This is a genomic window from Enterococcus sp. FDAARGOS_375 (assembly GCF_002393265.1).
In the GTDB taxonomy this organism is placed as follows: domain Bacteria; phylum Bacillota; class Bacilli; order Lactobacillales; family Enterococcaceae; genus Enterococcus_D; species Enterococcus_D innesii.
In genome coordinates this window covers 880,443-906,584 of record NZ_CP023515.1, presented here as the reverse complement: position 1 = coordinate 906,584, position 26,142 = coordinate 880,443, and the positions used below count along the sequence as shown (strand labels likewise).

17 protein-coding genes and 1 pseudogene are annotated in these 26,142 nt (G+C 43.7%); 13 read left to right on the top strand and 5 right to left on the bottom strand.

Annotated elements, in window-relative coordinates:
• The first annotated feature begins 287 nt into the window (after positions 1 to 287).
• The 4 genes and pseudogenes from CO692_RS05235 (at position 288) to CO692_RS05220 (ending at position 5,549) form a co-directional block, all read left to right on the top strand.
• A complete protein-coding gene (locus tag CO692_RS05235) occupies positions 288 to 1,178 on the top strand; it encodes an ROK family protein (protein ID WP_096741754.1) in 891 nt (296 codons plus the stop codon).
• Positions 1,179 to 1,307: 129 nt separating this feature from the next.
• Positions 1,308 to 3,575, top strand: a pseudogene (locus CO692_RS18085) (helix-turn-helix domain-containing protein).
• A gap of 19 nt (positions 3,576 to 3,594) precedes the next feature.
• Positions 3,595 to 4,896: a family 20 glycosylhydrolase gene (locus CO692_RS05225; protein WP_096741753.1), complete on the top strand. Its 1,302-nt coding sequence runs from the start codon at positions 3,595 to 3,597 to the stop codon at positions 4,894 to 4,896.
• A 152-nt stretch (positions 4,897 to 5,048) separates the two neighbouring features.
• Entirely contained in the window at positions 5,049 to 5,549 is a 501-nt protein-coding gene (locus CO692_RS05220; protein WP_081117758.1) for a GNAT family N-acetyltransferase, read from the top strand.
• Positions 5,550 to 5,788: 239 nt separating this feature from the next.
• On the opposite strand, the gene CO692_RS05215 is transcribed toward CO692_RS05220, so the two are convergent.
• Genes CO692_RS05215 through CO692_RS05200 form a run of 4 tightly spaced genes read right to left on the bottom strand, consistent with a single transcriptional unit; the run spans position 5,789 to position 10,151 of the window.
• Positions 5,789 to 7,093: an alpha-L-fucosidase gene (locus CO692_RS05215; protein WP_096741752.1), complete on the bottom strand. Its 1,305-nt coding sequence runs from the start codon at positions 7,091 to 7,093 to the stop codon at positions 5,789 to 5,791.
• Positions 7,094 to 7,118: 25 nt separating this feature from the next.
• Positions 7,119 to 7,616: a hypothetical protein gene (locus tag CO692_RS05210; protein ID WP_096741751.1), complete on the bottom strand. Its 498-nt coding sequence runs from the start codon at positions 7,614 to 7,616 to the stop codon at positions 7,119 to 7,121.
• 18 nt (positions 7,617 to 7,634) lie between these two features.
• Positions 7,635 to 9,506, bottom strand: coding sequence for a beta-N-acetylhexosaminidase (locus CO692_RS05205; protein ID WP_096741750.1), 1,872 nt, complete (start codon positions 9,504 to 9,506; stop codon positions 7,635 to 7,637).
• Positions 9,507 to 9,521: 15 nt separating this feature from the next.
• Complete coding sequence (locus tag CO692_RS05200; protein ID WP_096741749.1) at positions 9,522 to 10,151, bottom strand: DUF624 domain-containing protein; 630 nt, start codon at positions 10,149 to 10,151, stop codon at positions 9,522 to 9,524.
• Positions 10,152 to 10,448: 297 nt separating this feature from the next.
• On the opposite strand from CO692_RS05200, the gene CO692_RS05190 reads away from it, so the two are divergent.
• The 7 genes from CO692_RS05190 to CO692_RS05160 all read left to right on the top strand — a co-directional run bounded on the left by CO692_RS05190 (position 10,449) and on the right by CO692_RS05160 (position 22,196).
• Positions 10,449 to 11,807 carry an alpha-L-fucosidase gene (locus CO692_RS05190; protein ID WP_096741748.1) on the top strand — a complete coding sequence of 453 codons (1,359 nt, stop codon included), beginning with the start codon at positions 10,449 to 10,451 and terminating at the stop codon, positions 11,805 to 11,807.
• A 55-nt stretch (positions 11,808 to 11,862) separates the two neighbouring features.
• The gene (locus CO692_RS05185; RefSeq protein WP_008379472.1) at positions 11,863 to 12,816 is read left to right on the top strand and encodes an ABC transporter permease; all 954 of its coding nucleotides are present in this window, start codon (positions 11,863 to 11,865) and stop codon (positions 12,814 to 12,816) included.
• Between the two features lie 15 nt (positions 12,817 to 12,831).
• Complete coding sequence (locus CO692_RS05180; protein ID WP_008379474.1) at positions 12,832 to 13,746, top strand: carbohydrate ABC transporter permease; 915 nt, start codon at positions 12,832 to 12,834, stop codon at positions 13,744 to 13,746.
• Positions 13,747 to 13,767: 21 nt separating this feature from the next.
• Entirely contained in the window at positions 13,768 to 15,420 is a 1,653-nt protein-coding gene (locus CO692_RS05175) for an extracellular solute-binding protein (protein ID WP_061053315.1), read from the top strand.
• An 84-nt stretch (positions 15,421 to 15,504) separates the two neighbouring features.
• On the top strand, positions 15,505 to 18,552 hold the full coding sequence (locus CO692_RS05170; RefSeq protein WP_096741747.1) for an alpha-mannosidase: 3,048 nt from the start codon (positions 15,505 to 15,507) through the stop codon (positions 18,550 to 18,552).
• A 6-nt stretch (positions 18,553 to 18,558) separates the two neighbouring features.
• Entirely contained in the window at positions 18,559 to 20,814 is a 2,256-nt protein-coding gene (locus CO692_RS05165) for a glycoside hydrolase family 3 N-terminal domain-containing protein (protein ID WP_096741746.1), read from the top strand.
• On the top strand, positions 20,811 to 22,196 hold the full coding sequence (locus tag CO692_RS05160; protein WP_096741745.1) for a glycoside hydrolase family 1 protein: 1,386 nt from the start codon (positions 20,811 to 20,813) through the stop codon (positions 22,194 to 22,196). The genes CO692_RS05165 and CO692_RS05160 overlap by 4 nt, the downstream gene beginning before the upstream one ends.
• Positions 22,197 to 22,264: 68 nt before the next feature.
• Here the strand turns inward: CO692_RS05160 and CO692_RS05155 are convergent, their stop codons facing one another.
• Positions 22,265 to 23,125 (bottom strand): MurR/RpiR family transcriptional regulator, encoded by an 861-nt coding sequence (locus tag CO692_RS05155; protein WP_008379484.1) that lies wholly within the window; start codon positions 23,123 to 23,125, stop codon positions 22,265 to 22,267.
• Positions 23,126 to 23,341: 216 nt separating this feature from the next.
• On the opposite strand from CO692_RS05155, the gene rpsO reads away from it, so the two are divergent.
• Together rpsO and pnp are read left to right on the top strand one after the other, a co-directional pair.
• Entirely contained in the window at positions 23,342 to 23,611 is a 270-nt protein-coding gene (gene rpsO, locus CO692_RS05150; protein ID WP_005228072.1) for a 30S ribosomal protein S15, read from the top strand.
• Positions 23,612 to 23,993: 382 nt separating this feature from the next.
• Complete coding sequence (gene pnp / locus CO692_RS05145) at positions 23,994 to 26,111, top strand: polyribonucleotide nucleotidyltransferase (protein WP_077452226.1); 2,118 nt, start codon at positions 23,994 to 23,996, stop codon at positions 26,109 to 26,111.
• Positions 26,112 to 26,142: the final 31 nt, after the last annotated feature.

The following is a 26,142-nucleotide window of genomic DNA, read 5'->3' as shown; positions in this document are numbered from 1 at the left end:
TTCTCAGTTAACTACATCCAATGAGGTCGTTTTTTTGCTTTGAATGAGGCAAATTTTTGTGAAGCTGAGGGGGACATCAGCTCTTTCAAGTGCTAGAAAAATAAGTTACGAAGCTATCGCTGGCTTTTTAATGGTCCTCTTTTTAAATGCCAAAAATCTTCTATTTCGCGCTTTTTCAATGCTTTAAAGGATTTGACACATTGCTGCAAGAAATACATATGGTCGAGAAAAACATCGGTTGCGTATACTGAATCTAAGACAAAAGAAAACCTTGTGAGGTCAACAAAATGTGGATTTTAGCAATTGATATTGGCGGTACTGCTATTAAATGTGGGTTAGTGAATAGTCAGGGGGAACGTAAACAATTGACTCAATTTCCCATGAACAAGGAATATTCCACAGTCACGCAACGTATATGTCGACAGATCGATGCATTCTATGCAGCAGCATTTGATGGCATTGCTATTAGCTCAACGGGACTGGTTGATCCCCGAAGCCAAGAAATCGGGATGACATCCCCTTTATATGAAGGATTTGGTAAAAGACTGGTTAAGCATTTGCGCAGTACATACCAATGTCCAGTGGCTGCCGAAAATGATGGCAACTGTGCGTTATTGGCAGAAAAGTGGTTGGGTCACGCTCAAAATTGTGCGTCCTTTGCGACAATTGTTCTAGGTACATCCGTTGGCGGTGGCTTGATGATCGATCATCAACTGGTTCGCGGCAAACACTTACTAGCAGGAGAGTTTGGTTATATGCTTTTTCCGACCGAAAGGAAGGATTGGGAACTTTGGAGCATCGCAGGGTCAACCAGAACCTTAGTAGAGAAAACAGCAAAACGCATCGGAGACCCAACAATCAATGGTCAGCGTATTGATACACTGGTTCAAGAACAAGATCCGCGATGTCTGCCAGTAGTAGATGATTTTGTCGATAAGCTGGCGGCAGCTTGCTATAGCCTGCAATATATGATTGATCCGGAAATCATCTTGATTGGCGGTGGAATCAGTGCGAGCCGTTTCTTGATCCCACATGTAAACGCACGATTAGCTATGATTGCTGAGCAGATTCCCAGTACTGTTATCGTGCCCAAAATTTGTGCCTGTCGTTTCGGCAATGAATCTAATTTGTTGGGGGCTTGTTATAACTGGTTAAGAATATACAAGCCTGATAGCTGACTTGTAAAAAAGCATTGTTTTTTATTGAAATAAAGCGTATTTTATTAGAGTATCATACATTCTTTTCTCCTAAATAAGTACCGATAAATGAAAGCGTTTTTGAGCTTTCGAAATAACAGAGAATAGGTGATGCAAATGGGAAAGTACACGGAACTGAATCGTCAAAAACTATTTAGGGGAATCATTCGTGCCATCAGCTCTTATTTAATCGTGTTTTTAGTGCCTTTTTTAGCCGTGTCATGGATTTGGTATGATACCTCTGTCAAAAGTATCAATGAACAGGTGATGCTGACCGCTAGAAACCAATTGATTCAGTTGAAATATTCTTTAGAAAATACGTTTATTCAATTGAATTATCTGACGCAAAAAATGACCAATGATCATGTTGTCTCATTGACATATTTGCAGCATCCTTACTTGACCAAAGAAGCAAGAGAGGCCATGCAAACATACAAAATCACCAACGACTTAGTCGAAGAAGTCTATTTATATTATAAAGAGTCCCCAGCAACCTTGTATTCAACCGTCGGATCATTCTCTTTTGACACATTTTTGAAAAAAGTACTGCCGAAAAATGAAATGGGCCAGGAACAGTTAGCCGCACAATTGGATTCCTCAGCGCCTACATTGTTGACATTAGAAGGCGCCGGTGAGGAGCAGCGTTATTCCCGCTTCTTTTATATCGTTCCCATTCAAAGTGAAGAGATGACTGTCTATGGCTCAGCGATCTATGAAATCAAAGAGAACAATTTGAAGAGAATTCTTGATCTCAGCAATAACGATGGGATCAGTAACACCTATATTATCAATGATGAGTACCAGTTATTAGCCAGTACCACCAATGATGAGTTAGCGCGCTTTTTGAATCATCCCGATCGCATGAAAAAAGGCATTCAAACAGGACGAATGCGGTTTGAACAATCAACGTATTTTGTTCAAGCGATTGCCAATAATGAATTGAATATTTCAGTGGTAGCCGTTGCTAATCCGAATCAAGCGCTGGCATCGGTCAACCGTGTACAAGAGCAGTTCGTCCTAGTATTTATTGCCATATTGTTTACGGGGATCACCGCAGTCGTGATGCTTGGTTTACGTAGTTATCGGCCGATTCGCAAAATCGAAAATCTAGTTCAGGAGTTTCATCGTGATCCAAAAATGACCCTTCATTCGATGGATGATGTCCATAATACCTTGGCGGCATTTTTGGTAGAGCACCAAGAACTGCATCAAGAAGTCCGCCTGCAAACACCTCATGCCAGAGAGCAAGTGTTGCGCAAATTAATGAGCGGACGTTTTCGGTCCTAGCAAGAATTGGCTCTGCTTTTGGAAGCAGTTCATGTCTGCTTTCCTAATTCAAACTACTTTGTGATCGCCATTGATACGAAAACTGTGGATTCCAAAGCCAAGCAAGGAGATAAAAAATTTCTGATCGATTATATCGAGGAAATCAAAGAGGCAGATTATACGGCATATGCGACGGAAATTTTATCCAAAGAAATGCTAGCGTTGACCATAGGGTTTGTTGATGGCAAAGAACAAAAAGAAATTGTGGATGCCATTGCGGAAAAAATTACCCATGCGATCTCTCTAACACCCGCAATGGGTGTCGGGATGACGGTGGATCAACTAACGGCTATTAATGAATCGTATATCGAAGGATTGGCGGCACTGGAAAATCAAGGAAGTCAAGGGAAGCAAATCAGCTACTATGCGGAACTTTCCCAAGAGACCAATCATTTGCCAATCAATTATCCAGACAATCAAAAATTAAAATTGATCCAAGCCTTGAATCAAGGAAATATTGAGATTGCCAGTGAAACGATCCAGCGGTTGATCGAAGAAGGCGAGAGTAAACAGACTTCGCCGCGTGTCCAAAAAATGTATGGCTACTACTTGTTGAATACGATCGCACAAGTCGGCGGTGAATTGGTGGGGGCAGAAGTACTGCATACCGCTTCTGAAAGTGCTGATTTCAACAGCTTGAATCAATTGCAAACGGCCTTGTTAACGATTGCCCAGCAGATTTGCACGAAAGTGCAGAAACAACCGCTGGATGATGAGTCGGAAATGAATGAGAAAATCTTCAGTTTTATCCAAGAAAATTACCATTCCTCTCAGCTATCGCTAGAATCGGTGGCAGAAGAAGTGGGTGTATCTGTCTCTTATGTCAGCCGTTTTGTAAAAAAAGAAAGCGGCAAAACCTTCTCCAAATATATTCAAGAACTACGGCTGAAAAAAATCAAAGAGGAACTGATTGAGACAGATTTGCCGATCAAAGAAATTATTCGCAACAATGGGTATTATGATGTTTCCAATTATACGAGAAAGTTCCGAAAAATAGTGGGTGTGACACCAGGGCAATACCGTGAAATGAACCAAAAAATGAGAAATTATTGAAAGTATGAGGGAAAATGAGATGAACAAACAAGTTGATTTGACAGAAGCTCAGCAACGAGCAGCCGTCTTTTTTGAGGAAATAGGTTGGCAGTCGGCGAAAGATCCGTTACCGAAAATAGTGGTCGATCCGCAGCTGGATGCTGATTTTCGATTTGAAAACCAAACAATCAGTGTGTCCTCGCCAGAACATGCCTTTTACGCGTTAACCAAATATGGCCGAGATCAGGCGACGGATCAATTAGCACAGAAAAGCTATCTAGCAGCGCTTAAAGAACGCTGTCTGATGATCGATATCGGGCGCAAATTCTATTCGCTAGCTGATTTGAAAGCAATCATCCGCAGCATGGCTTGCTTCCAATTCACGCATCTGCAACTTCATTTTTCGGAAAACGAAGGCTTTCGGATTGAATCCCAGCAATTTCCAGAAATTGTTTCGGAAGAATATTTGACCAAGCAGGAGATTCGTGAATTGATTGCGTATGCCCAAAACCATGAAATTGCCATCATCCCTGATTTTGATTCTCCTGGTCATTTGCGACAAGTGTTGGCTCAAAAACCTCAGTGGCAATTGCCGACAGCAGCTGGCACGCGTGATGATCGAGCACTAAACATTTTGGATTCAGAAGCGGTAGCCTTTATTCAGGAAGTTTATCGGGAATATGCGCAACTGTTTGAAGACAGCACTTATTTTCACATCGGGGCCGATGAGTTTATTGATTTTGACCAGTTAGAAAACTTTCCACAAATGATCGAAGCAGCCCGCGAGCGCTATGGGGAAAAAGCCAGCGGAATCGAAGTCTTTATTGATTATGTCAATGAGCTGGCGGTCTTTGTTGAAAGTCTCGGCTTTGTTGTGCGGGTCTGGAATGATGGTTTTTACCGCTTGAATCGCCAAGAGCAGACAACGTTGACGGAGAATTGCCAAATCTCCTATTGGACCCGTTGGAACCAAAATATGGCGCCGGCGGAAGTCTTTTTTGAAAAGGGCTATACCATGATCAATCACAATGATAATTTTTTCTATTATGTCTTAGGAGAAGCGGCAGGGTATACCTATCCAACTTACGAAAAAATCAGCAATGAATTCCAGTTGACGACGTTTGCCAATGGACAACAAGTTGGACAGGAACAGCTTGCCCAAACACAGGCGATCGCTTTATCCGTCTGGGCGGATGTACCTGAGGCTCAGACTAGCCGTGAAGTGATCCAAGCGATTTTTTGGCTCCAAGCGGCCATTAGCCAAAAAGTTTATAATGAGCCAAACCGACCAAAAGAGACATTTCAAAAGCTTTATGATGGGTGGGAAGCGACATTCAGCTGATTGTTAGAGGAATTGGGTGAAAGGGCGCATCGCTAACAATCCCTGTTGCTTTCTTTATGCTGAATAAGTATAACGACAAGTGAAACAACAGCCAATAGTATTTTTGATAAAATGAACGTAACTCCGAGTGAGGGGAGAAATGGAGCAAATAAGTGATCATAGATATTCAACCGTTGAAGAGAAAAGATATTCTTGAAATGGATCAAATGTTTTTAAAGCAAGGGTGGCCTTCTCGCCAGCAGCTCTTGATGGAGTATTTAAATGAGCAAGAAGCGGGGGAGAGATACGTTTTGCTTGCCAAAATAAACAACAAAACTGCCGGGTATTTGACTTTGGTCCCTCTAGCAAAGCACGGGCCATTTAAAGGCTTGTATCCAGAAATTGCGGATTTTAATGTTTTTGAATCCTATCAAAAACAAGGGGTAGGCAGTCAGCTTTTAAAAGCAGCCGAAGAAAAGGCACGAGAAATAGCTGCCGTGGTGACTTTGGGGGTAGGTTTACACACTGGTTATGGATCGGCCCAGAGACTGTATGTAAAACAAGGCTATATTCCAGATGGGTCTGGTGTTTGGTTCAATAATCAGAATTGTGCGATGAATGCGCCTTGTTGCAACAATGACGATCTTGTTCTTTATTTGTCCAAGAAACTTTGACCCTCCCGTGGTAAGTACCTTTAAGGAAGGATTAAGCAAGCAACTCGTCTGGATGTTCTCATCACCTGTTCAACAAGCTAGTTTGCTACTTTCGTATAAGCGAATTTGGGGAGTTCTTGAAAAAATAGCCATAAAAAATGACTAGAAACGATCAGTTCCTAGTCATTTTTTTGTAAAGAAAGTAAGGACAATGTTTTTGTATCAATAAAAATATTCATTTAACACAGTGCAATAGGCGCTTATGTTTCTTTTAAAGTGATTTCGACCACTGGTACCAACACATCTGGTGGGCAGACGGGTAAGCTGAGAACAAGGTCCTCTTTGTTGATGATGGCTTCCGTTGAAGTGAGAACTTCCTCGGGATCAAATCCTCGATAAAACAACTCGGAACCATCATGTAAGAAACGGATATGCTTCACGCATCCTGCAAGTCCCGGAAGATGCAAGGATTTGTAGGGGTAGGAGAAGAGGTGCAAGTAAAGTTTATTCCCGTTTTGGGTGTAGCGACTGTCAATAGGCGATTGAAAAGAGCTGGCACCACAGCCGATAATCGCTTGCTGATGATAATGCATCCATGAACCGATAGCTTCTAAATGGCTGCGAGTTGGTAAGTTGATTTCTCCACGAGCAGTCAGGCCGATGTTTAAGAGAAAGTTCCCATCTTTTGCTACTGTGTCAATCAGCACTTTGGTCATCATTTCACTGGATTTCCAGTGCTGAGCATCACGATCATAGCCCCACGTTTCGTACATCGTTTGGCAAGCCTCCCATATTAAAGGCAATCCATCCGCTTCTAATGGTTTGTCTGGTTGGAATTGCTCAGGGGTGGTAATTCCGCGGCCCAAATCCAAACGGTCATTCAGCAGCATGTTCGGTTGCAGGTTTCGACAAATTTTTTCGATCCGTTCGCTATCCCAATCGGCGGCACCTTTGCCTTTTGACCAGCCCCAATCTCGATGGCTATAAGGAAAATCAAACCACATATAATCAATGGTCCCATAATTGGTCAATAGTTCGGTGACTTGACCGGCCAAAAAATCTTGATAACGGCGCATGTCCCGCTGGTCATTAGTTTGACGGGCTTGAATAGTCTCTCGTTGCGGATGCAGGCCGTCGAGCGTGAAATCTGGATGATACCAATCAATCAGCGAATGATACAGTCCGACCTTAATGCCGACCTTGCGAAATGCCGGCAGCAGTTCTGCTAAGAGGTCTCGCTTGAATGGGGTGTTGGTTACTTTGTAGTCGCTGAGCGCGGTGTCCCAAAGGGCAAAGCCTTCATGATGTTTCGTCGTGAAGACCATGTATTGAAAACCGGCCTTCTTTGCGGTTTGAGCCCATTCCTCCGCGTTGAAAAGATCAGGATCAAACTGAGAAAAATAGTTCTCGCGATAGGTGGTAGGTTCAATTTTTTCTGTCGTCATAAACCATTCGTGTCGAGCGCCAATACTGAATAGGCCGAAATGGATGAATAAGCCAAACCGATCATGGAGAAACCAGTTTGGGTCAGGGTAGTTGGCAGGCCAGTTCCTATACGTTCTCATTAAAAATCACTCCTTTTTCACTCACTTAAAGAAATTCGGTATTCGTCATGACTGTTTCTTGAATTTTCCAGCCATCTGCTTCCTTAACGAAAGTATGGTAAGCCTCTGTGATGTGATCACGGTAGGAAGAATCTTTTGGGCTGATCGTTTTCTGTTGCGCCGCGACCAGCATGGATCCTGTCTCTTGTTTAACGACTTCAAAAGAAAGCAGCGTGTGCTGCAGCTGTTCTTCTGCAAAAAAATCAGCCAATTCTTGGGTCGTCTCTGCTCGCGCCGCTGCCACGAGCGTGGCGGCATAAGCTGTCGCGTCTTGGTCAGAGGCTGCTTGTAAATTTTCTTTCAGCACTGCCAAACAAGCCTCCGCCGCTGCTTGATTTGTAATATTACCTGTCATCTCCAGTTTTTCTGAAGGTTGGGCATGAACTGGAGCAGAAGAATCGGTTGTTAGAAAATAGAGAAAGAATAGGCTAACAACAGCCAGTAAACTCACGATGATGGTTCGGCGCAGCAAGGATGTTTTCATAATTTCTCACTCCTTCTTTTAAACATCAGAAATTTTCCCCGCACTATAGATTCCATGAAATAAATTGCGACCCACAGAAGTACTGCCGCTGAAAGGGGTCACCATTGGTAAGGACGGTTGAGTTAATTCTTCCAAAGTATCGAGCTCCCCGTCCAAGAAGGCAGTAAGCCGCCAGAGTGTCGTGTCGCAGCGCATCAGCAAGGCGCCGTAGCGCAGATCGATACTCTCAAAACCGAAAGGTCGATTCCAGTCAAACCAGACTTGACGATGGGCTTCATAAAGGGATTGCAAGGCGGATTTATAGACACTGAGCTCATCGACTGCTTGGCGCAGTCCGCTGCGATCCTTGCTTTTATAGGCACTGGTGATTTGGTTGGTAATACAGGCTTTTTGTGCCAAAACATCAGCCAGCTGCTGATAAAAGGCAAACATCGTTTGTGTGTCCCGTGTTGCTTTCACAGCGGCCAACTCTTGAGCCAATGCTTGATAGTGGGATGCTAAAGAAAGATCGGTTAAGTTTTCATGATACAAACCATACAGCAAGTCTTGGTAGAGCAGCAGCTTGCTGGGGTTTTCTCCGTGAGGATTGTTTTTTGGTACACCTGCAGTTTGATCAAAGCGATCAAGCAGTAAAAAATCGCTGGCTATTGATTGGTGAAAGAGCTGAAATTTTTTAGTTAAATTCTCTAACGAAAGGTCGTTTCCAAACTGTGCTTCACTGAAATATTGCAAACCTAGTAGCGCAGCAATCAACGGTGTTTCAGCTCCGTCGTCGCCCCAAAGTGTGGCATAGACTTCCTGAACATCGTTTTCTTTGGCGGCTTGCAAGGCATGACGCATGGTGGCGAAACTTTTGCCATAGTTCGGCGCCAAACCGTTCCAAGTCCAGATACCTCCAGCAAAGACGATTGGCTGTTTTAATTCCCGATGTTTCGCAAACATTCGCTGATAAGAGGCATAATCATTGTGGTAATAATCCCAGTAAACCATTTTGACAGCAGGAAGGTCAGCAAACAATTCTGTTGGAAAACACACGTCTGGATCGTAATAATCACCAGTAGGTGCACCGATCCTAAAAAACATATCGCTCCACATCATCGGCTTAAAACCCACGTTTTGACAAAGCACAGCTACCCGCTGCAGATGTTCGGCCATAATCGAGAAACGGTCTTTTAAACCGTGCACTACCAAATATTTTCCTTTCCCCAATTGGTGAGCTTCATCCATGCCAATGTGTAGCTGATCCGTCGTAAAACACGAACGGATCGAACGGATCGCTGCTTCCAAAAAGGTATACGTTTCTTCTTCTCCCACCAGTAAAATATCTTCCGTGTCCCGAATGTTTTTAGCAAATCCCCATTTTAAGGGATTCGTTAAGTGTGCCAATGTTTGAATCGCTGGAATCAAAGTTACACCTATAGATTGCGCATAGCTATCAAGCTTCTTTAACTCAACTTGTGTATAACGGCCTCGTAAATGACCAAAATAAGGATACTCTGGAATTTCATAAGTGTCTTCCATATAAAGCATGAGGCGATTAAGCCCCATCTTGCTTGTCAGTAGAATAACGCGTTGCAGTTTTTCAACGGTCATTACTGCATTGCGGGACAAATCGATCATTGGTCCAATTGCTTCAAAATGAGGGTGTTCCTCCAGGATATAGACAGGGCGGTCCTCATGCAACCACAAGGTCAACGCCCGAAACAAATGGGCTTTTTCTTGATAGTAAATGATTGTTTCTAGCGGACCGTGGCAAATTTTCAGAGAACCGGGCCGTTGAATCAGCTGTAATGGATGCCCTTGCGGTGATTCTCGCAACGCTAGTTCCGGTAGTATGTTACTAAAAAAATCATCAAGGTTTTCATTACTTTGGATAAAAATGTCTTTCATCACGAACGTCCCTTCTTAAGTTTCTTTTATCAGCAATGATTCTGAACATTGGATCGCTTGAAAAGAGAACCAACTATTGGGAAAAAGGAAAAAAGGAACAAAGCCGATGACTAATAAAATCGGTAAAAAAGTCAAAATGATTGTAGTTACTAAGATTCCCAAAATCATCGCAATCGTTTGGGGAACACTGATAACCATCAGTATTACCGCTTGTTTAAAATAGTGAAGAAGGGTCAAGTCATAACGCAAATACACTGGCAGCAGATACAAGCTGATCAAAAGGGCACTGATAAACAATAGCAGCAAAAAAAAGTGAATCAAGCTATTTTGGATAAAGGTACTAGAGATGCGCAATTCTAGCCATAAGAAAAGCAGCAAACCCACTTGCATGGCTCCTAATTGATTGGCGCGACGGAAATTTTTTTTCACGACAGTTCTGAACCAAGACTTCAAAGCCGCTGGTCGTCCCTTTTTTTGGAAACTGTCGAAAAAAGCTTGAATGATCGTAGCGGTGGCAGGAAAAATCCCTAAAAATATCCCGTATCGCAAAACCCAATAGAACCAAAGAAACTGCAATTTTAGGCAATGGAGGAGCCATTCACCGACTTGATAGGAAACATGATAAAGACCATTGGATTGTTTCATAAGATCCTCACTTTCTTACGGATAACCATATTGTATCCGCTTTAATTGTTGTTCTTATCGTACCATTGATCCATGGATAGTGGGCATGGATGAAAAAAACCACACATCTCATACAGGAAAAACACAGCAAATATGTTTGACCCGCTTTATTTCTCCTCACGTTTTTATGGAAGGAAGCTTTCTTCATTACAAATGTTACAAACGCTCTTGCTTGGTTTAACACAGTGAAAAAAGTTACATATTGTTAGATGGACTTTTTTTCGCTTACATTTAGAACAAAGAAAGGAGTGCAAATGCATGACAAAAATTCGCGGCGATATTGAAGAAGCCAAGGAGAGAGAGCAAGCAGCGTGGGTCCCAGAAACAGAAATGCTCAAGCAGCGTCTGGAATGGTTTCAAGACTTGAAATTCGGAGTGATCTTCCATTATGGGCTATATGCCGAAGCGGGGATCGTTGAATCATGGCAATTATCTGAAAAAGATGAATGGGCTAGAGAAAACCAGCCCTATCGAGAAACTATCGAAGCACTACGTTTGGATTATTGGCAGTTGATTAATCAGTTTGAGCCGAAGAAGCTGGATACCCGCAAATGGGCCAAGATCTGTAAGGATGCAGGATTTAAGTACTGTTTGTTCACGACAAAGCATCATGACGGGTTTTCGATGTTCAATACTATGGAATCAGAGTTTAAAATCGGTGGGAAATTAAGTCCCTTTAAACGCGATATATTGCAAGAAGTGTTTACGGCATTTCGAGAAGCAGGGATTGCAACAGGAGCCTACTATTCTAAAGCTGACTGGTATTCTCCTTTTTACTGGTTGGATGATGATACGGTCAAAGGCCGTCATGCCAGCTACGACACCCACCTTCATCCAGAAATTTGGGCGCGTTATGTGTCGTCTGTGCATCGCCAGATTGCAGAGATTACTTCCAATTACGGAAAAGTCGATTTTCTTTGGTTAGATGCCGGTTGGTGCGGACAAGGCAAAGAAGACCTACAAATGGATCGTTTAGCTGAGATTGCGCGTGAGAAACAGCCGGAATTGATCATCGTTGATCGGATGATGGGTGGCCGTCATGAAAATTATGTGACACCGGAACGCAAAATTCCTGCATTAGCGGAAATTCCTAAAAAAGTTTGGGAAAGCAATATCCCGATTGGGAATGATTGGGGCTATGTGCCGAATGATACTTTTAAGAGCAGCCAAGAACTGCTGGAAACCTTGATTGAGGTAGTCAGCAAAGGGGGAAATTTGATTTTAGGTGTTGGCCCAACACCTGAGGGCGAATTTACATTCGAAGAGACCCAACGCTTAGAAGAAATCGGCCATTGGTTGGCGCTATATGGTGAAGGCATCTATGAAACGCGGGCGAGACCAACAGCTTGGCCAAATGAATGGCATTTGACCTATCAAAAAGACGGCAAGGCTCATTTTGCATTTCGCAGTATCGCTGCAGTGGTTTGCGAACAGATTCCTTTAACAGAGATCGACGCAACTGAAGAAGACGAGCTAATTGATCTCGCCACAAAAAAACCGTTACCAATCTATAAAAATGCTGATGAACCGTATCTCTTATGGTCGGATATCAGCCACCCGAACGTTGGGGCAGTTGGGATTCGCGTTTCGACACATAGGGGAAAAAATACACATTGATTTGAAAGCGAATACAATTCATGATAAGGCTAACACCAAGCAAGGAGGAGGAAGAATGGAAACAGCGCCAATCAGACAAACCGTTTCAGTACCTAAAACAAAGAAACAAGATATAAAAATGAAGATCAAGAAAAATCGGCAATTGTACTTGTTTGTGTTACCAGCATTTTTGATTATTTTGATTTTCTCTTATGGACCGATGTATGGAATCATTATTGCATTCAAGGATTATATGCCATCATTAGGGATTTTGGGCAGTCCTTGGGTTGGATTTAAACATTTTCAACGTTTCTTCGATTCCTATTATTTTTGGGAACTCATCAAAAATACTTTAGGAATCAGTATCTATTCATTGGTTGTCGGTTTTCCGCTACCGATCATCCTGGCATTGGCTTTGAATGAGATCAAAGACGGCCCGTTCAAAAAGATTACCCAAACAGTCACCTATGCCCCAAACTTTATTGCTGTGGTGGTCATGGTTGGTATGGTCATTGCTTTCTTATCTCCCTCAACAGGGATCATCAATCACCTATTAGAATTTTTGGGTTTCGAGCGGATCAGCTTTATGACCAATCCCCGTTGGTTTAAAACGATTTATGTCCTGTCGGGGGTTTGGCAAGGAACGGGATGGGGGTCGGTGATTTATCTGGCAGCTCTATCTGGAGTCGATACGCAACTGCACGAAGCGGCAACGATCGATGGCGCTTCTCGTCTGCAACGCGTTTGGTATATCAATATTCCAACGATCATGCCCACGATGGTGATCTTATTGATCATGAGCTTCGGCAGCTTGATGTCAGTTGGGTTTGAAAAAATCATCTTGATGCAGAATCCTTTGAATATGCAATCCTCGAATGTGATTGCGACCTTTGTATACCAGCAAGGGCTGTTAGATGCGCAGTACAGTTTTGCTGCGGCAGTCGGCCTATTTAACTCACTGATCAATTCAGTCTTGTTGATCGTAGTCAATCATATTGCCAAACGTTTAAGCAATTCTAGTCTATTGTAGGAGGGAGGACCAAAAGTGAAAACAACTTCTTTAATAAAAGATACCCGTGCTGATAAAATCTTTTTGATCTTTGTTTATGTGTTTTTAGCAATTTCATTGCTGATCGTTTTGTATCCGCTGATCTATATCGTCAGCGCTTCGATCTCAAATCCGCATCTGGTAAACTCAGGTGAAATGTGGCTTTTACCAAAAGGAATCACCTTCGAAGGCTATCGAACATTATTGGGCAACAGCAGTATCTGGCGTGGCTATTTGAACACGATCTACTATACAGTGTTAGGAACATCGATCAATCTATTGGTAACTTTGCCTTGTGCCTATGCGTTATCGCGAGAGGATTTTTATGGGCGACGGGCCTTCACCAATTTTATGCTGGTTACCATGTTCCTGTCTGGTGGCTTGATTCCCAGCTATTTGCTGATTCGCAGCTTAGGCATGCTGAATACCGTTTGGGCATTGGTGATTCCAGGGGCCGTCTCAGTTTACAATGTGGTTGTTACACGAACGTTTTTTCAATCCACAATTCCGCGAGAGATGGAAGAAGCAGCGATTGTGGATGGTTGTTCCGATTTTCGGCTATTCATGCAGATCGTTTTACCATTATCAACGCCGATCATTGCGGTAATGGCTTTGTTCTATGGCGTCGGACATTGGAACAGCTTCTTTAACGCATTGATCTATCTTTCTGATCGATCGATGTACCCGCTGCAGATGATTTTAAGAGAAATTTTGATTCTTCAAGATATGTCTTCAAATACCGTCAGCAATGTGACTTCAGAAATGGCGAACATGCTATACAGCAAACAGCAACTCGCTCAAGTCATCAAGTACGGTGTCATGATCGTTTCCTCGCTACCGGTAATCATCGTCTATCCGTTCTTACAAAAGTATTTTGTCAAGGGCATGATGGTCGGTTCAATTAAAGGATAAAAAAATCAAAGGAGGAAGAAAATGGGATTAAAAAAGAAACTTTTAGGAATGGCGGGGGTCGCTTTATGCAGTACCCTCGTCTTGGGTGCCTGCGGCAATTCTTCAGATGAGGGAACTGGAGAAAAGAAAGAGGTTGCTATCAATCATGACAGCCAATTTCCAATCATCAAAGAAGGCGAAGAGCTGACCTTGAATATCATGGCACCAGGCGTGGGAATGGCCGAGTGGGAAGACATGCCGACGTTACAGGATTACCAAGAAAAAACCGGTATCAAACTGACTTATACGACACCGCCATCGGCTGACTTTAGTACGAAACTGAACTTAGCCTTTGCTTCCGGCGACTTGCCGGATATCGTTTACGGTGCTGGTTCGCAAGCACTGACTGCTTCGATGGAGATCGATTACGGTTCACAAGGGATTTTACTTCCCTTAGAGGAGTATATCACGCCAGAAATCATGCCAAATCTTTATGCACTGACGCAAGAAGATCCTTCTATTTTAAAATCGATCACCACGCCAGATGGGCACATTTACTCCTTACCGATGATCTCGCGGAATGCGACTTCAATCTGGTGGCAAGGCCCGATGTGGTACAACGGCACGTGGCTAGATAATTTAGGCGTATCAGAACTGCCGAAAACCACAGAGGAACTGCAAGAATTGTTGACGCGTTTCAAAGACGAAGATCCTAACGGAAATGGTCAAGCAGACGAGATTCCATTGACGGATGTCGATATGAACTCGACACGTGTTTGGTTGATGGCCGCCTTTGGCTTACGGACTCGCGGGATTCAAGTGGACGATGATGTGGTCTCCTACACACCGACATCAGAAAACTACAAAGCATTCTTGGAATACATGAATACACTGTACGATGAAGGATTACTGGATAAAGAAGTTTATGGACAGTCCGATGAGCAGAAAAAAGCGAAGGGTGAAAACAATCAACTAGGGCTTTTTGCCGACTATTTCAGCTTCTTTACTACTGGTCGTAGTGAGGCAGAGGCAATGAACGATCCGATGTTCCAACCGTTGACCTCTGAATGGGCACCAGAAGCCAAGATTCCTGGCAGTCCACGAATCTCCCGCGGAACTTTTGCATTGACCAATGTCAATCCTTCCCCAGAAGCTTCCATGCGTTGGGTGGATTACTTCTATTCGGAAGAAGGTACAAAATATATTGAACAAGGGCCAGAAGGTGTTCTTTGGGAGTACCAAGAAAATGCGGATGGCGAAAAAGTCCGGGTTTATGTGGATGGCATTGATACAGATAACACGGAAGACGAACGCGGCAAAATCACGCCGGCGTATGGATTGACTACACCAAACATTGTCATTGATACAACAGGTGAATACCATATCCGCAAAACGGCTGATGAAGAACCAGATACTCGTTTTAGTGATTGGGTTGCACAAGAAACGGCAGAAAAGATGGAAGACATCGCTGAAGTACCATTCCCGCTACTGTATTTAACGATTGAAGAAAATGACAAAGTAGCAGCCACTGCCACTGATTTGACAACTTATGTAGAACAAATGGAAGCGAAGTTTATCACAGGTGTCGAGCCATTAGACAATTGGGACGATTATGTGAAAACGATCGAAGCAATGGGCATTGACGAATATGTCGAAGTCTATCAAACGGCCTATGACCGCTGGAAAGCAAACTAATATCATACGATAAGGGAAACGGGTCGAGACAATAAATCTCCACCCGTTTTTTTTCAAAAAATAGATAGAGGAGTCAAAAGAAAAATGAGAGTTATGCAGCCTTACGAGTTTGAACGCATCCGAAAAATTTTCTACAAATTAAAACAGTACCGTGTACGCTATCAACAGCCAATAGACCTGCTTTTTTTTAAGCAAGAGGATTGGGTACCGTATGAACAAGGGAGTTATTTCGGAGAAAAAAACACCTATTATCAGTTGAAAGGCAGCTTTCAAGTTCCCGCTGATTGGGTAGGGAATCCTTGTGTCTTACAAGTCTATTCAAGCCTCTCAGAGTGGGACAACACCACCAATCCCCAAATCAAAATTTATTTGGACGATACCTATGTCCAAGCTATCGATGTCAATCATCGAGAGGTCACTTTGACTGAAGGATATCAACAAAAAGCAGTCAAACTGAAGATTGATCTGTTCTCGGGCCGTTCCGATAAACCATTCCCACTGCATATCAACTTATTGGCATTGGATCCTGTCGTCAATGAACTCTGGTTTGATTTTTATACGCTGTTTGATAGTTGGCGTGCCATTCGTGCGTTTGGCGGTGACGAAGCATTTTATCAACAAGTCCTTGGTCAAGTCGCCAATGTCTTGGATTTTCGTACGCCCTACTCAGCGGCATTCTATGAAAGTCTCGCAAAAGCAAAGCAGCTGCTTGCGTCATGTTACTTACCAGCGCATACACCAAAACAAAAAGTGACGGCTGTCGGCCATACCCACATCGATCTGGCGTGGCTTTGGACGGCACAGCAAGCAATTGAAAAAGGTGAGCGCAGTTTCCAGACGGTCTTGAAATTGATGGAGGAGTATCCAGATTACACGTTTTTTCAAAGCCAACCACAACTGTATCTCTCCATGAAAACACATTATCCTGAACTTTACGCTGCAATCAAAGAAAAAGTTCGAGAAGGAAGATGGGAAGTTGACGGGGCGATGTGGGTGGAAGCCGATTGCAATTTGACTTCAGGGGAATCGCTGGTTCGTCAGATCCTTTATGGCAAACGGTTTATGAAAGAGGAATTTCAAGTCGATAGCCGCATCTTATGGCTACCGGATGTCTTTGGTTATTCAGCCGCCTTGCCGCAAATTTTACGCAAAACAAATACGCCCTACTTTATGACGACGAAGCTGTCATGGAACCAGTTCAATCAAATTCCTTATGATTCCTTCTATTGGCAAGGAATTGATGGCAGCCGCGTTTTGACGCATTTTATTACCACCATCAGTGAAGGATACAGTCCAAGAGATTATTATACGACGTATAATGGATTGCTAGATCCGTATACGATTAAGGGGAGTTTTGAACGTTATCAGCAAAAAGATCAGCACGACGAAATTTTGATTGCCTATGGGTACGGTGACGGTGGCGGAGGCCCGACGAAAGAGATGCTAGAAGTCCAGAAACGGCTGCAAAAGACACTGCCAGATATGCCGACGATTACTGGCAATCATGTGGGGGGCTTTTTTGATCGACTGGCAGATTCTTTTATGGAAGAACCTGGCCCGGTCTGGTACGGCGAATTGTACTTTGAATACCATCGTGGAACACTGACTTCGATTGGCAAAAACAAGAAGGCCAATCGCCAAGGAGAATTTTTCTTACAGACGATTGAAAAACTTTATAGTATTTGTGCAATCAATCGTTATCCGCAAGCTGAATTAGAACAACTTTGGAAACAGCTGCTATTTAATCAATTCCATGACATTCTACCGGGAAGCTCAATCAAAGAAGTTTATGATCAGACGGATCAAGAGTATCAACAGCTCTTTGATAAAGGTTGCAAGCTGATCGAAGCTTTGATTCCAGCGGCGCAAGCAGCCGAAGCTAATTCATGGCATGTCTTTAATCCGCTGGGACAAGAGCGGACGGGTCTGGTCTATTTAGACGATCAGACAGGGATCAAAGAAGCTTACCTGACTCAGCGGACCTATGATGACCGGCTCTTAGTCAAAATTCCCGCCATGGCTGGATTGAGCTGCAAAACACTGACCCCTGTCTCAGCTATGCCTCAATCAAAGCAAGTGGCAATGCGGCTGGAGGAATCGTTTGAAACGGTTGATTTTAAAGTGATTTTTGACAAACACTTTGACATCATCTCTTTATTTGACAAACGGCAGCAGCGAGAAATCGTGCCAAAAGGAGAGCGGTTGAATCAGTTAGTGGCTTACGAAGATCTGCCAATGGATTATGATGCGTGGGACATTGATATTTATTACCAGAAGAAGCCTTATCCTGTGAAGCAAGTTCTCTCAGCTGAGGTTGTTGAGCAAGGGGAGATTCGCGATACCTTGAAGATCAAACGTCAGTTTGAAGATTCTTTTATTACGCAATGGCTGCATTTTTACCATGGCACGGGAAGAATCGATTTTGAAACAGCGGTTGATTGGCACCAGCATCAACTGCTGTTAAAGGCATTGCTGCCGATTGATGTTAACACATTGGAAGCAACGTTTGATATTCAATTCGGGCAGGTAAAACGGCCTGTGCATCAAAACACGTCATGGGACCAAGCGCGTTTTGAGAGCTGTGGACAAAAATGGGTAGATCTCTCAGAAGGGAATTATGGGGTTAGTATTTTGACGGATTCGAAATATGGGTTCAATACGGATTATCAAAAAATCGGGCTTTCTTTGATTAAATCACCGATTGATCCGTATCCTGAAGCGGATCAAGGCCTTCATGAGTTTACCTATTCCTTGTACGCCCACGAAGGAACTTGGCAAGACGCGCAAACGATGGAAGAAGCTTTGGCATTGAATGTTCCCGTTCTAACCGTTCCAAGTGTGCCACAACTATCAGCAGAAGCTTTTCTAGCAGTCGACCAAAAGAATGTCTTACTGGATACGGTGAAAAAAGCCGAAGATGAAGAGGCACTGATCGTGCGGTTGTATGAATATCACAATCAAACCACCGCCTGTCAAATGCGCTGCCAGAAAAGAATCAAAAAAGCGGTTTTGACGAATCTTTTGGAAGAAACCGTCGCTGAACTGCCGGTCGAGCCGCTGGATGCCCAAAGCATCACAATCCATTTCCAGCCTTTTGAGATCCAGACCATCATGCTTTATTTAGAAGACTAAATAGAAATGGAGAAGCATATGATTGAGACACTTTTACGGCAAATGACATTGAAAGAAAAAATCGGCCAGCTGAATCAGCGTCTGTATGGTTGGGAAGTTTACGAAAAAAACAATGGAAAAATTATTTTAACTGAAACCTTTAAAAAAGAAGTAGCTCGTTTTGGCAGTCTTGGCTGGATCTACGGCGTGTTTCGGGCTGATCCTTGGTCAGGTAGAAATCAGCAAACCGGCCTGACGACCACGGAGTCCTATGAGCTATCCCTTATGATTCAAACTTATTTGCAGGAGCACACTCGGCTGGGGATTCCGGCCCTTCTCAGTGAAGAGTGTCCTCACGGTCACCAAGGTTTGGAAGCGACGACGTTTCCGGTCAATTTTAGTGTTGGTTCTAGTTGGAATCCAGAGCTGTATCAAGCGGCCCAAACCATCACTGCTCAAGAGATTCGGGCAAAAGGGGCCCATGTCGGCTTGGTTTCCGCATTGGACATTGCTAGAGATCCTCGTTGGGGGCGAACAGAAGAATGTTTCAGTGAAGATCCGTTTTTGACCAGTAGCTTTACCAAAGCAGCCGTCAGAGGGTTACAAGGATCAAAAGCAACGATTGAAAAACAGAACGTTTTAGCGGTGTTGAAGCACTTTGCTGCCCAAGGTGCAGGAATGGGGGGACACAATGCAGGGCCAGTGGCAATCGGTGATCGGGAATTCCGCGAGATCCATCTGCCACCAATGAAAGCAGGGATTGCTGCCGGGGCTTTGGGGTGTATGGCTGCATACAATGATCTAGATGGTATCCCATGCCATGCCAATGCTTATTTGCTACAAGAGGTTTTACGAGAAGAAAGTGGCTTTACGGGAATTGTGATGGCCGATGGGTGTGGGCTGGATCGGATTGCTGACTGGCTGGGAAGCCGCCCGCAAGCGGCCGCCAAATCCTTGACCAGCGGTGTGGATGTTAGTTTATGGGATGAAGTTTTCCCAGTGTTAGAAGAAGCTGTCCTTGAGGGGCTGATTGCGGAAACGGCGATCGATAATGCAGTCCGCCGTGTGCTTCTTTTGAAAGAAAAACTTGGCTTGTTTAAAGAAGCAACGCCCCATGTTTCATTGCCCCGTAAAGAAAAGGCGCAACAAGTTGCCTTGAAATTGGCGGAGGAATCGATTGTTTTACTAGAGAACAATGGCATTTTGCCTTTGAAGAAAACGCGACAAAAGATTGCCGTCATCGGTCCTCACGTTAAACAGCTCTATCATCAGCTGGGGGATTATACGCCATTCAAGGAAGAAACAACATGTACGACCCTTTGGGAAGGTTTGACCAGTTTAAGTACGCATCAAGCTGACTTCTTCTACGAGAAAGGCTGCGAAATCTCTAGTGGCACACTGGCTCAACGAAGGCAAGCCTGTCAGATTGCAGAAACAGCGGATGTCATCTTAGTGACGATCGGCGGCTCCAGTGCCCGTGATTTCACAACGGATTTTGACAAAAACGGTGCCGCCTTAAGGGGATCTCAGGAAATGACCAGTGGAGAAAACATCGACTTGGCTACCCTCGATTTGCCGCAATGCCAGTTGGATTTACTGTTTGCGTTGAAGAAGAGTAAAAAGCCGCTGATTGGGATCGTGATTTCCGGTCGACCGCATTGCTTAGCACCTTTGCAAGACTTGTTCGATGGGTTGCTTTACGCTGGCTATCCCGGACAATATGGAGGGGAAGCGATTGCTCGGATCCTTTTTGGTGAAACGGTACCTAGTGGAAAATTAGCAGTTTCTATTCCTGATACGGTTGGACAGTTGCCTGTCTGTTATAATTATCGCAACACAGCGTTTCAAAAAGACTACCTCGATCAAAAAGGCGCACCAGTATATGCTTTTGGTCATGGTCTTAGTTATGCCTCTTTTATTTGCAGCTCGGTTTCGTCTGAATATGCAGGGGGAACCATTCGCGTCAGTGGCACACTTGAAAATCATTCTACTGTGTCTGGTAAAGAAGTGGTCCAATGCTATCTAAAAGAGTATACAAAAGCATATGTGCCGAGGAAAAAAGTCCTATGCGGCTTTCAAAAAGTATGGGTGCCTAGACAAGGACAAGCAGCTTTTCAACTCGTGATCGGTGAAGCATCATTGCAGCAGCTGGCAATTTCTCTGGAAGAAACAACATCATTTTGTTTAGAAATCGAGGCAGCTGCGCAGCGGTATCAGTTTGCATTTCAACGATCCAACCCTGACCGCACGTGGCAGATAATTCAGAAAGGAGCAAAAGAATGATTCAATTTCCAAAAAACTTTTTATGGGGAGCGGCCGCGTCAGCACCGCAAACCGAGGGGGCCGCGGCGGTTGACGGCAAAAGTCCCTCTACATGGGACAAATGGTTTGAGTTGGAGCCGTCACGCTTTTACGATGGTGTCGGACCAAGCGACACCTCAAATACCTACTATCAATACCGGGAAGACGTAGCAAACATGAAGGCCATGAACTTGAATTCCTATCGGACATCTATTGCATGGACCCGCTTATTACCAGATGGAAAAACATTGAATCAGACAGCAGTCCGGTTTTATCGGGCATATTTTCAGGAAATGCTGGACCAAGGCATCGAACCGATCATTAATTTGTTTCATTTTGACATGCCTTGGTGGCTGATGGAAAAAGGAGGCTGGGAGGCGCGGGAATCCGTGGACCATTTTGCATTTTATGCAAAAACTGCTTTTGAACAATTCGGCGATCTAGTGAAAAAATGGGCGACCTTTAATGAACCGTTGGTGCATATTGAATGTGGGTATTATGGAGATGCTCATTGGCCGCAAGTGCGTGATTTCAAGCGGGCGATCCAAGTGGGTTATCATACCTTGTTAGCCCATGCGAAGGCAGTTGCCGAGTTTCGTAAAATCGCACTACCTGAGGGAGAAATCAGCATCATCTTGAATCTGTCACCTGTTTACCCAAAAAGCCAAGAGGCAGCTGATCGAGAAGCTGCTGAATGGGCAGATCTCTTGTATATTCGCAGTTTTTTGGACTGTGTCGTTTATGGACAATTTCCTGAAAAACTAACGAGCTTATTCAAGGAGCATCACTTGTCCCCTGAATATGAAGCAACAGATGCGGAAATTTTTCGTGAAAATACCGTAGATTTTATTGGTTGCAATTATTATCAACCGTTGCGGATCCAGGCACCACTTCCGCAGAAAGCAGCATTCGGATCCTTTGAGCCGCGCCAGTTATTTCGTGGGTACGATTGGCCAGAGAAAAAAATCAATCCTCATCGCGGCTGGGAAATCTATCCAGAAGGGATTTACGATATTGCGATGCGTCTAAAGAACGACTATCAAAACATGCCATGGTTTGTTTCCGAAAATGGCATGGGGGTATCTGAGGAAGAACGGTTCATGGGCGCCATGGGGCAGGTCAATGATACGTATCGGATCGCCTTTGTTGAAGACCATTTACGTCAGCTGCATCATGCAATCGAAGACGGGTCTCCTTGTTTCGGTTACCATATGTGGACCTTTATGGATTGCTGGAGCTGGTTGAACGCATATAAAAACCGTTATGGGTTTTATCGAGTGGATTTGAAAAATGACTTCAAGCGTTATCCCAAAGCGTCCAGTTTTTGGTTGGCAGAAGTAGCTGCCAAGAATGCCCTTGATTGATCAAAGTGTCCTTAGAAGAAAAATACCGCAGGAAAACTTACCTGCGGACTTCTTTGGCTATGAGTATTTTATAAATACTTCTCACGAAAATCAGCGATGGCTTGGCGTGAGGCATAGATATTGCGTGCCAGCTTTTCATTCTTACTTAAAAAGACATAGAAAAGGACATCGACCGCCAATAGGTGGGCGATAATCGAATTCGTAGCAGCACTACGTTGGTTGGCTTCTTTGGAACGGGACACTTGCAGGGGAACATCCGCCAACTTTGTTAACGGATTACTGCCAAAGCGGGTGAGTGACAGAATCGGGACGCCAAGATTTTTAACGATTTCTGCTAAGTGAACCATCTCAGGCGTGTGTCCACTGTTGGAAATGACCCAGAGGAGACTTTTTTTCTCGTTTTTGACGAGTTGCGGCAACAAGAGATTGTAGTCATTTTCAAACACGACGATCTTGCCTAAACGGGTCCATTTTTGTTGGATATCTTGTGCGATCAATGAGGAAGCGCCGATCCCGCAGACAAAGATGCGCTCACGAGTCGCGATCAGTTCAGCGGCAGCCAACATCAGCTGTTCTTCTAACAATTGGGCCGTCTCATTCATAGTCACCTGTGCATTGTGGCTTAATTTAGATGTGATGGCATGAAAGGGCTCATTTAATTCAACATCGGCATAGCCCAAGTTTTCATTGGCATTTTGGCGCAAGCCGGATTCCGCAGATAATTGTATTTTTAAATCTGTCAAACTAGCAAAGCCGGTTTTTTTCGCAAAGCGTACGACAGTCGGCGCACTGATCCCAGTGGCTTCTGCTAATTGACTCGCAGTCATCGACGGCACTTTTTCAGGATTGGCCTCCATGAATGCGAAGAGTTTCTTCTCAGAAAGCGATAATTCATTTTTCATGCTCTCGATTCGGGAAAGAACGCTCATCCTTACACTTCCTTTAGATAGAATAGTATCCTAAGTATAACATAAGTTTTGGAGGAGCTTTCAAAAGAAACGAAAAGAATAGGTAGATAAACTTGCTTTTTTACTTAGAATCAAGTAAAGTAATTACGTGTGAAAAGCACAGTACCTGTTACTTGGTTTAACGAATCACCAACGTTTTACTCAGTCGCAGGGGAAAAAGAAAAAGAGGTGAAAAACATGGCAATTTCAAAAGAACGCAAAAACGAAATCATCAACAAATTTGCACGTCATGAAGGAGATACTGGTTCTCCAGAAGTTCAAATCGCTGTTTTAACAGAAGAAATCAACCATTTGAACGAACATGCACGTATGCACAAAAAAGACCACCATTCATACCGTGGGTTGATGAAAAAAGTTGGACATCGTCGTAACTTATTAGCTTACCTACGTCAAAAAGACGTACAACGTTACCGCGAATTAATCCAAGCTTTAGGATTACGTCGTTAATCAAACAAAGAAAAGTGAGGTTCAACCCGAATCTCACTTTTTTGCTATGAATCACTGCGACTGGGCGGCGCAAGCCGCACAGAGCAGATGATGAAACCTACTAGGCGAGAGCAGCGAGCGTAGTGACCAAGCAGCGGAATCACTGCGACGGCATTGTCGGCTAAAACAGCTGATGCAGTCTGACAGGTGATCTCGAGCCATCTAAAAAGTGAAACACCGAAAGAGCGGCCTTTTGACTGGTGAATCAAAAAGCGTAGCTAAAAAGAATTTTGGGTCCTTGTAAGCAGCATCCTACTAACCAAATGAAAGCAGCGGAACGACATTCCGATTTTTTCATTTGTTTAGTAGTGACTTGCTGGGATCCGATGAAAAGGAGCAGAACATGACAGAAAAACAAGTATTCAAAACAACTTGGGGCGGCCGCCCATTAGAAGTAGAAGTTGGCCAATTAGCCAAACAAGCAAACGGAGCTGTATTGGTTCGTTATGGCGATACGGTTGTCCTAAGTGCAGCGGTTGCATCTAAGGAAGCAAAAGATACCGACTTTTTCCCATTAACAATCAATTACGAAGAAAAAATGTATGCCGTAGGGAAAGTACCTGGTGGCTTTATCAAACGTGAAGGACGCCCAAGTACGGAAGCAACCTTGACCGCCCGCTTGATTGACCGTCCGATCCGTCCAATGTTTGCGGAAGGTTTCCGTAACGAAGTACAAGTAACAAACATCGTAATGAGTGTTGAACAAGATTGTACGCCAGCAATGGCGGCAATGTTAGGTTCTTCTTTAGCATTGTCTATTTCAGATATCCCGTTTGACGGACCGATCGCTGGTGTTGATGTTGGTCGGGTCAATGGCGAGTATGTCTTGAATCCAACAGTAGAACAAGCAGAACAAACTGATATCGAATTGACAGTAGCTGGAACGAAAAAAGCCATCAACATGGTTGAATCAGGAGCAAAGGAAGTTTCTGAAGAAGACATGTTAGGTGCGTTATTATTCGGTTTTGATGCTATCAAAGAATTGGTTGCCTTCCAAGAAGAAGTTGTCGCAGCTGTGGGCAAACCAAAAATGGAAGTCAAATTGTTACAAGTAGATGCTGACTTGAAAAAAGAAATCTTCGACGGCTACTACCAAACAATGAAAACTGCTGTTATGACGGAAGAAAAATTGGCTCGTGAAGACGAGATCGATAAAGTCAAAGACACAGTGAAAGAAGTGTATGCAGAAAAATTTGCTGGACATGAAGAGGAAGCACAATTCTTGAAAGAAGTGAAACAAATCGCGGAAGATCTTGAAAAAGATGTGGTTCGCGAACTGATCACCATCGACAAGATTCGTCCGGATGGCCGTCAATTAGACGAAATCCGTCCATTGGCATCAGAAGTTGGCTTATTGCCACGTGTTCATGGTTCTGGTCTATTTACTCGGGGACAAACCCAAGCATTGTCTGCTTGTACATTAGCACCTTTAGGCGAACACCAAATCATTGATGGATTAGGGGTTGAAGAATCAAAACGGTTCATCCACCATTACAACTTCCCTCAATTTTCTGTTGGTTCGACTGGTCGTGCCGGCTCACCAGGACGTCGTGAAATCGGTCATGGTGCATTAGGCGAACGTGCCTTAGCACAAGTGATTCCTGATGAAACAGACTTCCCTTACACAATCCGTCTCGTTGCAGAAGTATTAGAATCAAATGGTTCTTCTTCTCAAGCAAGTATTTGTGCTGGAACTTTAGCATTGATGGATGCAGGGGTACCAATCAAAGCACCAGTTGCAGGTATCGCAATGGGACTTGTATCTGATGGTGAAAACTACACGATCTTAACTGATATCCAAGGCTTAGAAGATCACCTTGGCGATATGGACTTTAAAGTTGCTGGAACCAAAGATGGGATCACTGCGTTACAAATGGATATCAAGATTCAAGGAATCACTGAACAAATCTTGACAGAAGCATTAGATCAAGCGAAAAAAGCACGGATGGAAATCTTAAATGAATTGACATCAACATTGGCTGCTCCTCGTGAAGAGTTAAGCCAATACGCACCGAAGATCGAAATGATCCAAATCGATCCTGCGAAGATCAAAGATGTAATCGGTAAAGGCGGCGACACCATCAATGGCATCATTGATGAAACTGGCGTGAAAATCGATATTGATCAAGACGGAAAAGTTTCGATTGCTTCTGCTGATGCAGAAATGATCCAAAAAGCTATCAAGATCATTGAAGAATTGACGAAAGAAGTAAAAGTTGGCGAAGTGTACCTTGGGAAAGTTGTCCGTGTTGAAAAATTCGGTGCGTTTGTCAACTTGATCAAAGGCAAAGACGGCTTAGTTCACATTTCACAACTTGCGAACGAACGGGTCAACAAAGTAGAAGACGTTGTCAAAGAAGGCGACGAAATCTTAGTGAAGGTCACAGAAATCGACAAACAAGGCCGTGTGAACCTTTCAAGAAAAGCACTATTGAACGAAGATAAAGCTGAGCAAAAATAAGCTGCTACTTCTAAATCATAAGCAAAGTCTA